Genomic DNA, 13,980 nt, shown 5'->3' with positions numbered 1-13,980 from the left:
GATTTGAAAAATAGCTTATAAGTTTCAGGATATATTCTGACTAAGAGATTACCTATTAAAGACCATTGTTTTGAGAAAATTAGTTACACTCATAAACTTAATTCTTATTAATAAACGCTTGACTTTATAGTCTTTTATCATATTAATAAACCTTTTACAATTATTGAAAATAGATAGCAGACCTCTAAATCTTGTTCTAGTAAATCTGTGAGCTTTTATAATTACCCAGTTAATTATTTTCAAAGACCTGATTGGATAATAAGTTCGTTGAAATGCACAAGTTTGAACAATTAAAAGAGAGAGTAAAAATTACTTCAGAATAATAGTAGTTGATTTAAAATTTAGAATAATGAGAAGTAGATGGTGTTCAATAGTACTAATTATATTCTTTATTAGTTGTTCAAGTATTCAAAGAAAAGAAGGCGAATGGGTTTCCATTTTTAATGGCAAAGACCTGGAAGGATGGTCTCCAAAGTTTACAGGAGAGAAATATGGGGTGAATTACCTTAACACCTTTCAGGTAAGAGATGGTAAATTAGTAGTTAATTACAATGCGTACGATACTTTTGATAATAATTTCGGGCATATTTTCTATCGGGAAAAACTTTCGCAATTCAGGTTACGTTTAGAATATCGATTTATTGGACAGAAGGTTACTGGCGCACCCTCTTGGGCTTTCAAAAATAGTGGTATAAAATATCATTCCCTTCATCCTTCCGAATTGCCTCTTGACCAAGTTTTACTGGTAGCACCCGAAGCGCAAATTTTAGGTAGTGATGGTAAAATGAAACGGTTTACGGGGAACGTTTGCACAGCTGGAACGCATATCGAAATGAACAATCGTTTAATAACGGAACACTGTACGAACTCAAGTTACCCTGCTATCAATGATACTACATGGGTAAAAATGGAATTGGAAGTACACGGAAGCGAATTAATTGGCCATAAAATCAATGGCAAGAAGGTTTTGGAATATAGTAAACCCCAGTATGATGACTCAGATGAATTTGCCAAAGAACTCATTAAAAAGGGTTACCCAAAAATACTAAGTGAAGGTTATGTAGCATTACAGGCAGAAGGCCATCCTATAGAATTCAGAAATATCGAGTTAATGAAACTGAATGATTGATGTTTTATCATACTTTGACATCTATTGGAAGCGCTTATAATCAGTAATAAAGGTCATATTGTATAAATCAAAAAGACCTGGTTCGTTTTTTACACAGAATTGAAATTATATGCCATTTTATCAATGCTTAACAAAAAACTAACCGTTCAGGTTAATATTACATATAAATTGGATAATGTTGGGAAAATATGTACTAAACCAAATAGCTAACTTTGTATTGTAATTTTTGGGATATTTCCCATTTATAATTTATCAAAAATGAATATAAATACATCGAACAAAAAAGCATTATTTGCTTTGGCCATTGGAGGTTTTGGTATTGGACTGACGGAGTTCGTGATAATGGGTATTCTAACGGAAGTTTCCAATTCTTTGGATATAACAATCTCACAGGCCGGTCATTTTATAGCCGCATACGCATTTGGTGTTGTATTAGGGGCTCCGTTGTTGACCAGCCTAGGCTCCAAATTGTCCCCGAAACGAATGTTGTTCTTATTGATGATTTGGTTTACTTTATTTAATACTTTATCTGGTTTGGCTACCAATTACACTTCATTACTCGTATTACGATTTTTATCGGGTATTCCACATGGTGCGTTTTTTGGTATTGGAGCAGTAGTTGCAATGAAATTGGCAAAAAAGGGAAAATCCGCACAAGCAATAGCCATTATGTTTTCAGGCTTAACCGTTGCGAATGTAATTGGAGTGCCAGTAGGAACTTATATCGGTCAAGAACTTGGATGGAGTACATCATTCTTTCTAGTGGGCATTGTAGGAGTGTTGACTTTAACGACCATTCAGTTTTGGATGCCAAGAATGGAAGCCTCAAATGGTGATCATCAGGTAAAAATAATAGATGGACTAAAAAACAAGGAATTATGGGCTATGATCGCTTTAACCACAATTGGTACTGGTGGTTTTTTTGCTTGGTATAGCTACATAGCACCCCTAATAACAGATGTGGCTGGTTTGGAAGACCACTTTGTTGGCTATGCCATGATGCTAGCAGGATTGGGAATGGTTTTTGGAAATTTTGTTGGGGCAAAAATGGCGGAGATATATTCTCCATTAAAGGCGGTAATTATTAGTTTATCCGTAATGTCTTTGATATTGGGCATTAATATGTTTATAGCCACCAACCCTTATATTCTTATGGTATTTACATTTTTAATTGGAGCGATTGCCTTTACTGTTTCTACACCTATTCAAATGGCAATTATTAATACTGCCAAAGGTTCGGAAATGCTAGGGTCTTCTATGAACCAGAGTGCGTTTAATATGGGTAATGCTTCAGGGGCATATCTTGCGGGATTACCAATGGTTTTTGGTTTGGAGGTAGTGTACTCAAGTCTGGTGGGAGCAATTCTTGCCGCTTGTGGTGTGGTATTGGCGGTTTCCATATACCTCTATAGAAAACAGAAAGTGGGAAAGTGTAAAAAAATGGCATTGAGCCAGTAATTTAGAATAGGTATACCACTGTTGTTTTGTAACTTTATGATTTTGGTCGTAATTAATTTCAATTTTTTACGTTAGAATTTAAACCTAAAATCTATTTAGAAGTGCAACGCTTAAAACTCTTTTTTGGCTCCATATTATTAATCCTTATTCTTTTTACTTTTTCAGCAGCTTCCACTAATGTGGAAAGGGATGAAACTCCAAAAGTGGACATTCAAAATAGTTTGGCCATTCAAAAAAGAGCCAAGATGTATTCAAGCAGAAAAAGAGCGCTAGAACTCGCAATAAATACTTATTTTGAAGAAGCTATAAAATCTGGTGACATTGTTGGTGCCGGAGTAAGCATAGTTAAGGCAGATTCTATTTTAATGTCGGATGGCTTTGGTCAGCGAAATTTCTTAGAAAAGGCGAAACCAAATGGCGAAACTGTATTTAGGTTAGGCTCTCTTTCAAAAGGATTCACTGGAGTATTAGCGGCAAAATTGGTTGAAGAAGGAGCTTTTAAGTTCAATGATAAGCTCTCCGATTATCTTCCCCAGTTCCATTTTGGAGATAGTTTAAATACAAGTAAAGTAAAGATTTCCAATATTCTTTCCCATACTTCGGGCACACCTTATCATAGCTATACCAATCTGGTGGAAGCAAATGTTTCTATGGAGAAAATAGCGGAACAATTCAAAGAGGTTACACCTATCAGTGAACCGGGGAAACAGTATAGTTATCAAAATGCAATGTTTGCCTTAAGTCAAGAAGTGATGTTGAAGGCTACAGGGAAGGATATAAATACTTTGTTGATGGACCGTTTTTTTATGCCTTTAGGTATGTCCAATATTTCAATGGATCACGAATCATTTTCACGTAAAGAAAATATAGCGAAACCCCATGCAAAAAGGGGAAAAGGATGGAGGGTTTTACCCTTAAAAGGAAACTATTATAATGCGGTAGCTGCTGGTGGAATTGATGCAAGCCCTACGGATATGGCCAAATGGATGCGGTTTTTACTGGGTCATAATCCAAGCGTAATGTCCAAAAGGAATTTAGACACAGCGTTTAATCCGTTTATAGACCTGAATGAAAATAATAAATATTACCAACGCTGGGAAGGTCATGTAAAATCCTCCTATGCCTTTGGATGGAGAATCCACACAATGAAAAATAAGATTACAGATAAGGAAGAAACCATATGGCATCATGGCGGCAGTGTAAACAGTTACCGAAATGAAATCGCTCTTTTTCCCGAATCGGATTTGGGTATATGTGTTTTGATGAGCAATAATTCTAGATTGGCAAGAACCGTAGTCCCTGACCTTCGGGAAATTGTCAAACAGGTTTATGAATTAACACCGGAAGCTTTGGCTAGCTTATAATATTAAAAGCCTTCAATTGAATGCAATTGAAGGCTTTCTTTTTCTGAAATAATAAGTACTTAAATATTTTTTGCCAGCCAATTACCAACTTCGCTGGTTTTATAGGATGTACCACCTTCGGCCAAATCTTCGGTTACCATACCTTCGGCTAAGGATTTGTTAACTACTCTTCTAATTTCTTCAGCTTCTTTTGTTAAATCCAAATCCTCAAATAACATGGCGGCAGAAAGAACAGTTGCCAAAGGATTAGCTATATCCTTGCCTGCAGCTTGCGGATAGGAACCGTGAATCGGCTCATAAAGAGAAACTTTACTCCCTACGGATGATGAAGGCATCAACCCCATAGAACCTGAAATTACAGAAGCTTCATCGGTTAAAATATCTCCAAAAAGATTCGCCGTGATGATAACATCATATCCCTTGGGCCATTGGATTAAACGCATTGCGGTTGCATCCACAAATTCATAGGAGACTTCTACTTCAGGAAAGTCTTTTTCCATGGATTGTACGGTTTCCCTCCATAACCTAGAGGACTCCAATACATTTGCCTTGTCTACACAACATAATTTTTTAGAACGCTTCATGGCCATTTCAAAACCTTTTTTGGCCAGGCGTTCTATCTCAAATCTTTGATAGGTCATGGTATCAAAGGCTGTATTATTATCGTCTTTTCTACCACGTTCCCCAAAATAGACTCCGCCGGTTAATTCACGCAGAATTATTAAATCGGTACCTTCTATCCTGTCTCTTTTTAAAGGCGACTTATCAATTAGAGAAGGAAAGGTAAATGTAGGACGGACGTTAGCGAACAGTCCCAATTTTTGTCTCATTTTTAAAAGGCCTTGTTCCGGGCGTACTTTGGCTGAAGGGTCATTATCGAATCTTGGATGACCAATTGCACCAAACAATACAGCGTCCGAGCTGGCACAGATTTCATGTGTTTCATCAGGATAGGGTTCACCAACCGCGTCGATAGCCGCAGCACCAGTCAATGCAGGTTTCCAAGAGATTTCGTGATTATACTTTTTTGCGATGGCATCGCATACTTTTACGGCTTGATCTACAACTTCTGGGCCTATTCCATCTCCGGCTAAAAGAGCTATGTTTAGTTTCATTATGGCTGTTTTCTATTCTATTGATTAAATTATATTCAACATTTTTTCCGTTGCTTTGATGGCGGATACGGTTTGGTCAGAATCCAGTCCGCGAGAGGTAAACTCCTTTCCGTCTATGTCCCAAGTTATTACAGTCTCACATAAGGCATCCGAAGCACTACCTGGAGGTATTCTGACGGCATAATCGGTAAGGCGTGGCAAAACAAGGTTTTGGGATTTATATATTTTTCTAAGCGCATTCATGAACGCATCGTATTGACCGTCTCCAGAGGCATTTTCCTCGAAAATTTTCCCATCAATTTCCAATGAGAGGGTAGTGGAGGGTTTTAATCCTTTTGAATGTGTCAGTACATAGGATTTTACAAAAACCTTTTGTTGAAAATCCGTGTCCAGTACATCTGAAATGATATAAGGTAAATCGTCCTTGGTAACCCGTTCTTTTTTATCGCCTAGTTCTATAATCCTAGCGGTTACTTTCTTTAGTTCGTCATCATTGAGTGTTAATCCGAGCTCTTGAAGGTTTTTTTGAATATTCGCCTTACCGGACATTTTACCCAAGGCATATTTGCGTTTCCTGCCGAACCGTTCCGGCATCAAGTCACTGAAATATAGATTTTTTTTGCTATCCCCATCTGCATGAATGCCAGCTGTCTGTGTAAAAACATTGTCTCCAACAATAGGTTTATTGGAAGGAATACTAATTCCGGTAAAAGCGGAGACCAATTTACTTACCTTATAGAGTGCTTTTTCATTAAGGTTAATGTCTATTTCTGGCAAAAAGTCGTTGATTACGGCAATAGCACTGGCCATAGGTGCATTTCCAGCACGTTCCCCCATGCCGTTGATTGTCAAATGCAGACCATGGCATCCAGCTTTTATGGCTTCCATGACATTTGCAACACCCAGATCATAGTCGTTATGCCCATGAAAATCTATATGGAGTTGGGGATATTTTTCTACGATTTCAGAAATAAAATCAAAAGTTTCTTTGTAGGTAAGTACACCTAGCGTATCAGGTAAAAGTACTCGTTTTACGGGCTGTGTGGTTAGAAAATCTAAAAACTCAAAAACGTATTCCTTGGAGTTTCGCATTCCATTGCTCCAATCTTCAAGGTAAATATTATTTATAATTCCTTTTTTTTGAGCGGATTTGAAAATTTCCGAGATTTCATTAAAATGCTTTTCGGGAGTTTTCTTTAATTGATGTGTTAAATGGTTTAATGATCCTTTGGTTAGCAAATTTTGAGAAATGGCTCCGGCTTTTTCCATCCAGTCCAAGGATACACCGCCGTCAACAAAAGTTAGTACTTCTATTTTGTCCAAATAATCATTTTCCTTGGCCCACTCCGTAATTTGCTGAACGGCTTGCAGTTCCCCCTCCGAGACCCGGGCAGAGGCAACTTCAATTCGGTCTACCTTAAGTTCTTCGAGTAGAAGTTTAGCCAATGTAAGTTTTTCAGACGCAGAAAAAGATACCCCAGAGGTCTGTTCACCATCCCTTAGGGTGGTATCCATAATTTCCAACTTTCTTTTCATTGGTTTTTTCCGTTATAAGGAAATTATATTATAGAGGTGTATTTTCGGCAAAAGTTTGGATATCCTTTTTAATATTTAAAAGGTAATCGATATCATCGAAACCGTTCAACATATTGTTCTTCTTATATTCGTTGATTTCGAATGATTCGCTTTCACCAGTAGCAAGTAAAGTGATTTTTTCTTCTGGAAGGCTAATTTCCAATTCAGTATTTGGGTCAGCTTCGATGGCATCGAAGATTTTTTGCAAAAAATCAGCACTTATTTGAACAGGTAATACACCAATATTCAAACAGTTCCCTCTAAAAATATCTGCAAAGAAACTGGAAACCACACATCTGAAGCCATAATCATATACCGCCCATGCTGCATGCTCTCGAGAAGAACCTGACCCAAAGTTTTTACCTCCTACCAAGATTTTACCACTATAGGTAGGGTCGTTCAGGACAAAATCTTTTTTCGGAGTATTATCTTGATTATACCTCCAATCCCTGAATAGATTGTCACCAAAGCCTTTACGCTCCGTGGCTTTTAAAAATCGTGCAGGAATTATTTGATCTGTATCAACATTTTCAATAGGTAAGGGTACTGCTGTTGATGTAAGTATATTGAATTTATCGTATGCCATCTTGTTTTGTCTAAGTGTGGTTTTCTGTATTAAATTAAGCGGTCTCTAATTCCATTAGTTCTCTCGGGTCGGTTACTTTTCCTGTAACCGCTGCTGCTGCTGCAACCAATGGGCTTGCAAGAATTGTTCTAGATCCAGGACCTTGTCTTCCTTCAAAATTTCTGTTGGAGGTACTCACCGCTAATTTTCCTGCGGGAATTTTATCCTCATTCATCGCCAAACATGCCGAACATCCAGGTTCCCTTAATTCAAATCCAGCTTCGGTAATTATATCTAAAATACCTTCTTCTTTTATTGCCGCCTCAACTTTGTGTGAACCAGGAACCAACCATGCCGTTACGTTATCTGCCTTCTTTCTACCTTTTACTATGGATGCAAAAGCCCTAAAGTCTTCAATACGCCCGTTAGTACAACTTCCTAGGAATACGAAATCGATAGGCTTACCCATCATACTTTCCCCTTCATTGAATTTCATATACTCCAATGATTTTTTATAACTGCTCACCCCACCTTGTGTGGCAGAAGCCAAAGGAATATCGTTTGAAATTCCCATACCCATTCCTGGATTGGTTCCATAGGTAATCATGGGTTCTATCAATGCCCCATCAAATGTCAGTTCTTTATCAAAGATGGCATCCTCATCGGTATATAAAGTATCCCAATAGGCCATTGCCTTATCCCAACCCTCTCCGGTAGGTGTAAATTCACGTCCCTTTATATATTCAAAAGTTTTTTCATCCGGTGCAATCATTCCGCCACGTGCACCCATTTCTATACTTAGGTTACAAACGGTCATTCTTCCTTCCATGCTCATATTTCGGAAAATGTCCCCTGCATATTCAACAAAATAACCCGTTGCTCCAGAGGTGGTCAATTGACTTATTATAAAGAGGGCAACATCCTTTGGGGTAACGCCTTTACTAAGACTTCCATCAATGTTTATGCGCATTCTTTTTGGTTTTGGCTGCATAATACATTGAGTAGCCAAGACCATTTCTACTTCAGAAGTACCAATACCAAATGCAATAGCTCCGAAGGCGCCGTGAGTAGAAGTATGTGAATCGCCACACACAATAGTCGCTCCCGGCTGGGTTATACCGTATTCTGGACCTACAACGTGTACAATACCATTTTTTTCGTGCCCCAGCCCCCAATAGGAAATATCGTGTTCATTCGCATTTTCCTCTAACATTTTTAATTGATTTGCAGAAAGCGGGTCTTCTACAGGCAAATGTTGATTTAGGGTAGGGGTATTATGGTCGGCAGTTGCAAAAGTTCTTTCATTATATAAAACACCGATGCCTCTGTTTTTTAATCCTAGAAAGGCTACCGGGCTAGTTACTTCATGAATCATATGTCGGTCGATGAACAATACATCCGGACCATTCTCAATTTTATGTACTACGTGTGAATCCCACACCTTATCAAATAACGTTTTTGTTGCGCTCATAATCTTTATCATGTAAGAATGTAAAAATATTAAAAACAGGTATTTTTAAGAAATGTGGACGGGTTTAAATTACGATGTCCAAAATTGAAATAAGTTAAAAATGATTATCAACTAATATAGTTCCAGATATTTTTAAATTTTACCAATTGTGCATAAAAATGCCGGACGACCAGGTTTTCAGGTTTATCTAGGGATGGGTCATTCTTTAATAATTGCATGGCATAATATCGGGCGGATTTTAAAATGGAATTGTCTTTTACAATATCCGCAATTTTGAGGTTTAGTAGGCCGCTCTGTTGCGTCCCCATGATGTCACCGGGTCCACGAAGTTTCAGGTCTACTTCTGCAATCTCGAAGCCATCATTGGTTCCTACCATAGTTTCCAAGCGTGTTTTGGCTTCGGAACTAAGTTTGTAACTGGTCATTAAAATACAGAAACTCTGGTCCGCTCCACGTCCCACACGCCCACGTAACTGATGTAATTGGGATAAACCAAAACGTTCTGCACTCTCAATGATCATGACCGATGCATTAGGAACGTTGACGCCAACTTCGATTACGGTCGTCGCCACCATTATTTGGGTTTCCCCCTTTACAAAACGCTCCATTTCATATTCCTTATCATTAGGTTTCATTTGACCATGAACGATGGAAATTTGATATTCAGGTTGTGGAAAATCGCGAACTATACTTTCATATCCATCCATTAAGTCTTTATAATCCAATGCTTCGGATTCTTGTATCAAGGGATATACGATATAAACCTGTCGTCCCTTTCTAATTTCATCACGGATAAACTGAAATACCTTTAAACGGTTAGAATCATATCGATGTACGGTTTTGATCGGCTTTCTACCTGGAGGAAGTTCATCAATAACAGATATATCCAAATCCCCATAAAGACTCATTGCCAAGGTTCTTGGTATAGGTGTTGCCGTCATGACAAGTATATGTGGCGGAATTTGATTTTTATGCCATAATTTTGATCGCTGTGCTACACCAAACCGATGTTGCTCATCAATGATTGCTAGACCGAGATTTTTAAATATGACTTTGTCCTCTAGCACTGCGTGGGTCCCTATCAAAATATTAAGCTTCCCATTTTCCAAATGCTCATGGATTGGTTTTCTTGTCGATTTTTTTACCGATCCTGTCAATAATTCACAGGTTACCTCGGTTCCTGCTAACAATTCTTTGATTCCGTTGTAATGCTGATTGGCAAGGATTTCCGTAGGAGCCACCAAGCATGCTTGAAATCCATTGTCTATGGCCAATAACATGGTCATTACCGCTACAATGGTTTTTCCGGAGCCCACATCGCCCTGTAACAGTCTGTTCATTTGGGCATTGCTACCTAAATCAGCCCTAATTTCCCGAATCACCCTTTTTTGTGCATTTGTAAGCTCAAAGGGAAGATGGTTGGCATAAAAATCATTGAACAGTGTCCCTACCTGGTCAAAATTAAAACCCTTTATTTTTTGTTTGTGCAACATATTTTTGGCAATGAGTTGCATTTGTAGATAAAAAAGCTCCTCAAATTTTAACCGAAATTGCGCTTTTGCCAATAGTTCTTGATTCTTGGGAAAATGAATATTGAAAAGTGCCTCACTTTTGGAAATCAGTTTTAATTCATACAGTATGTTGTCTGACAACGTTTCCGGAAACTTTCCTTTGGTGTCAATAAAGAGTTGTTGTACTAATTTGCTAATTACCCTATTGGTAATTCCCTTGTTGCTTAATTTCTCGGTTGAAGGATAAACCGGCTGCATGCTAATCCTTAAACTTTTTTCATGTTCCGATACTAGTTCCATCTCTGGATGGGGCATGGAAAACATACCATTAAACCAATTGCACTTACCAAATATTACATAGGGGGTATTCAATTTTAAATTTTCCCGGATCCATTTTTGACTCCGAAACCATACGAGTTCCATTTCACCCGTATCATCAATGAATTTGGCCACTAGTCTTTTACCCCGCTTGTGTTCAACAGTTTTTATGTGAACGATTTTACCCACTATTTGAACCTCGGCATTGTTTTTCTGTAGTTGACCAATTTTATAATATTGGGTCTTGTCTATATACCTATTTGGAAATAGGTTTAGGAGATCCTGATAGACCTGGATGCCCAATTCGGATTGTAAAGTCTCGGCCCTGCTTGGACCTACACCTTTTAAATATGCAACGGGAGTTTGAAGGAATCCGGCATTCATTCGCCTAAATTAGAACTTACTAAGGTGATCTGCAATAAAGGAAAAGCCTAAATTTGATTTAGCTTTTGTAACTTATAATCTATGACAAGATTTTTGTACTTATTTTTTCTGAGTATAATTTATGGGAATGCCCAACATCAGGAAAACGTAGATTTTATCCATGCAAACGTTTTCATAAGTCCCAATTTAGCTGAAAAAAGTTTAGCTGGAAATGTCGAATATACTTTTGAGATACTCCAGGATATAGATTCTGTTTGGTTGGATGCCAAAAACATGGATTTTGAAAAAATACAGCTGGATGATAAAAGAATCAAATGGGGTTATGATGATGAAAAGATTTTGATAAAGGAAAAATTTAATAAGGGTTCTGTGCATAAGCTTTATGTTCAGTATAAATGCACCCCAAAACAGACCGTTTATTTTATTGGAATAGAAGATGATAATCGAAATAATGACCAAGTTTGGACACAGGGTCAGGGTAAGTATTCCAGTCATTGGTTACCAAGTTTCGATGATATGGAAGAAAAGGTGGAGTTCGATTTATCTATTAATACATCTTCGAATAATCAAGTCATTGCCAATGGAAAATTACAGGAAATTTCAGGGGGTGTTTGGAAGTTTGATATGAATATGCCCATGAGCAGTTATTTATTGGCCTTTGCCATTGGTAACTACAGAAAACAAGAAGTAAAATCGGATAGTGGTGTTACTATCGAAAATTATTTCTATCCGAAGGATAGTTTAAAGGTCGAACCCACCTACCGGTATACCAAGGAGGTTTTTGATTTCTTTGAGGAGGAAATTGGCGTTGACTACCCTTGGCAGAATTACAAACAAATTCCCGTACATGATTTTCTCTATGCAGGAATGGAAAATACGGGTACCACGATTTTTTCCGATGCCTATGTTATTGATTCTACCTCCTTCATAGACCGAAATTATGTCAATATCAATGCTCATGAATTGGCTCACCAATGGTTTGGTAACCTGGTTACGGAAAAAGATGGGAAGAACCATTGGTTGCATGAAGGTTTTGCCACCTATTATGCCTATCTAGCCGAAAGGGAACTATTTGGTGAAGAACATTTTTATTGGAAATTGTATGATACGGCCAAACAACTATTGGAAATTTCAGATGGGGGAAAGGGAGAAAGTCTATTGAATCCCAAAGCAAGTAGCCTAACTTTTTACGAAAAGGGAGCATGGGCTTTAGTGATATTGAGGGAGCAAGTAGGGGAGGAAGCTTTTAAAAAAGGAATCAAATCCTATTTGCAAAAATTCGCCTATCAAAATGTCACCGTGGACGATTTTTTAATGGAGATGGAAGAGGCATCGAAACAAAATCTAGATTCGTTCAAATCTTCTTGGTTAATTTCTAAGGAGTTTCCCCGGCAAGAAGTTTATACCTATCTAAAAAATAAAAACGAACGTATTGTAGACTTTTTGAGCTTTCAAAAAAGAACGGATTCTACCTCGGTTTTAGATGAAGAAAAGTTAATGTGGTTATTGGACCGAAATTCATCGATTCCCTTTAAGAATCACATGTTATATAGGTATGGCAACCAAATTTCTGATTCAACCGTTCATAATATATTTGTGAACGATACTTCTTTACTTGTCAGGCAGGCATTGGCATTGGCTATCCCTAAAGTTTCAGAACATTTAAAGAAAAATTTTGAGAGCCTACTAACTGATAAGAGTTATGTTACCCAAGAACAAACATTGTTTAAATTATGGGAGACCTTTCCAGAAAAAAAATTCAATTATTTGGATACAATGAGTGAAGTGACAGGACTGCCCAATAAAAATGTGCGGTTGCTATGGTTGACTTTGGCCTTGGTTACACCAAATTATAATGAAGTTGAAAAGGTCAGGTACTTGGACGAACTAATATCCTATACCAATTCAAGTTATAACCCTGAGGTGCGCCAAAATGCTTTTCAATATCTATACCAAATAAACGGCGTAAATCAAGAAGTATTAAGGCAACTAATTTTGGCCTCTAACCATCATTCTTGGCAGTTTCGAAAGTATGCAAGAAACTTATTGGATACAATGCTTGAAAGTAAAAAGCTTAAAGAACAGATTACAACGGTGGCCATGCAACTTAAACCATCAGATTTACGTTATCTAAAAACTAAATTAGACTTATAATGAAAGCTTTGGTTATTTCAGGAGGAGGAAGCAAAGGAGCATTTGCTGGAGGAGTAGCCCAATTCCTTATACAGGAAGCTGGTAAGACCTATGATATTTTTGTGGGAACCTCTACAGGAAGTTTATTAATATCCCATTTAGCCTTAGGTAAGTTGAATAAAATCAAGAGGATTTATTCTAATGTAAACCAGAATAGCATTTTCAACAATTGCCCTTTTATCATCAAAAAAAAACATGGAAGCGATGAAATTGGTATTAATCATTGGAATGTAATACGAAATTTCATCTCCGGGAAAAAGACATTTGGAGAAAGCGAGAATTTAAGAAAGCTTATTAGTGATAGTCTTACCGTTGCTGAGTTTAAAAAGCTCAAGGAAGGAATGTCCGATGTGGTTATTACGGTAAGTAATCTTTCGTTAAATCAGGTAGAATACAAATCTATTAAGGATTGTTCCTACGAAGATTTCTGCGATTGGATTTGGATTTCCGCCAATTACACGCCTTTTATGAGTTTGGTTAGAAAAGAAGGCTGTGAGTATGCCGACGGGGGATTGGGAAGCATAGTTCCTATCGAGGAAGCCATAAAAAGAGGTGCGACAGAAGTGGATGTAGTTGTACTCCACACAGAGGTAAATTATCTGAACCGTTTACCTTCAAGAAATCCTTTTGAGCTACTAACTTCTATGATGAGTTTCGTATTCGACCGTATTGAAAACCAAAATATAAGAATCGGGAAATTTGTGGCTAACCAGAACAATGCCATCATCAACCTCTATTATACGCCCACTATATTAACTACCAATTCCTTGATCTTTGACAAGAAGAAAATGACATTATGGTGGAAACGAGGCTATCTATATGCGAAGAATAAAAACGAGGAAACCAACCCAATAGAGCCTAACGAGAACGAATAGGTTTTATCGGTTTATTGAACTC

Annotated in this window: 10 protein-coding genes; 5 read left to right on the top strand and 5 right to left on the bottom strand. The window is 37.6% G+C overall.

Translation table 11 applies throughout. The features are described from left to right. Positions 1 to 349: 349 nt before the first annotated feature. From PP182_RS13060 to PP182_RS13050, 3 genes are all read left to right on the top strand, one after another. On the top strand, positions 350 to 1,129 hold the full coding sequence (locus tag PP182_RS13060; protein ID WP_272651708.1) for a 3-keto-disaccharide hydrolase: 780 nt from the start codon (positions 350 to 352) through the stop codon (positions 1,127 to 1,129). 258 nt (positions 1,130 to 1,387) lie between these two features. After that, entirely contained in the window at positions 1,388 to 2,587 is a 1,200-nt protein-coding gene (locus tag PP182_RS13055) for an MFS transporter (protein ID WP_272651707.1), read from the top strand. Between the two features lie 101 nt (positions 2,588 to 2,688). Then, entirely contained in the window at positions 2,689 to 3,951 is a 1,263-nt protein-coding gene (locus tag PP182_RS13050) for a serine hydrolase domain-containing protein (RefSeq protein ID WP_272651706.1), read from the top strand. A gap of 59 nt (positions 3,952 to 4,010) precedes the next feature. Here the strand turns inward: PP182_RS13050 and leuB are convergent, their stop codons facing one another. From leuB to recG, 5 genes are all read right to left on the bottom strand, one after another. Continuing rightward, entirely contained in the window at positions 4,011 to 5,066 is a 1,056-nt protein-coding gene (leuB, locus tag PP182_RS13045) for a 3-isopropylmalate dehydrogenase (protein ID WP_272651705.1), read from the bottom strand. Positions 5,067 to 5,090: 24 nt separating this feature from the next. Next, complete coding sequence (locus PP182_RS13040) at positions 5,091 to 6,602, bottom strand: alpha-isopropylmalate synthase regulatory domain-containing protein (protein ID WP_272651704.1); 1,512 nt, start codon at positions 6,600 to 6,602, stop codon at positions 5,091 to 5,093. A gap of 28 nt (positions 6,603 to 6,630) precedes the next feature. After that, positions 6,631 to 7,227 (bottom strand): 3-isopropylmalate dehydratase small subunit, encoded by a 597-nt coding sequence (leuD, locus tag PP182_RS13035; protein ID WP_272651703.1) that lies wholly within the window; start codon positions 7,225 to 7,227, stop codon positions 6,631 to 6,633. 34 nt (positions 7,228 to 7,261) lie between these two features. Beyond that, positions 7,262 to 8,677, bottom strand: a complete 1,416-nt coding sequence (leuC, locus tag PP182_RS13030; protein ID WP_272651702.1) for a 3-isopropylmalate dehydratase large subunit — start codon at positions 8,675 to 8,677, stop codon at positions 7,262 to 7,264. 107 nt (positions 8,678 to 8,784) lie between these two features. Then, positions 8,785 to 10,890 carry an ATP-dependent DNA helicase RecG gene (gene recG / locus PP182_RS13025; protein WP_272651701.1) on the bottom strand — a complete coding sequence of 702 codons (2,106 nt, stop codon included), beginning with the start codon at positions 10,888 to 10,890 and terminating at the stop codon, positions 8,785 to 8,787. Positions 10,891 to 10,971: 81 nt separating this feature from the next. On the opposite strand from recG, the gene PP182_RS13020 reads away from it, so the two are divergent. Both PP182_RS13020 and PP182_RS13015 read left to right on the top strand, forming a co-directional pair. After that, positions 10,972 to 13,044: a M1 family metallopeptidase gene (locus tag PP182_RS13020; protein ID WP_272651700.1), complete on the top strand. Its 2,073-nt coding sequence runs from the start codon at positions 10,972 to 10,974 to the stop codon at positions 13,042 to 13,044. Then, on the top strand, positions 13,044 to 13,958 hold the full coding sequence (locus tag PP182_RS13015) for a patatin-like phospholipase family protein (protein ID WP_272651699.1): 915 nt from the start codon (positions 13,044 to 13,046) through the stop codon (positions 13,956 to 13,958). The genes PP182_RS13020 and PP182_RS13015 overlap by 1 nt, the downstream gene beginning before the upstream one ends. Positions 13,959 to 13,980 lie beyond the last annotated feature (22 nt).

Origin of the sequence: Maribacter sp. PR1 (assembly GCF_028464145.1) — a bacterium.
GTDB lineage: Bacteria > Bacteroidota > Bacteroidia > Flavobacteriales > Flavobacteriaceae > Maribacter.
Note: the sequence above shows the minus strand (reverse complement) of the source record. Positions and strands in the feature narration are given on the sequence as shown.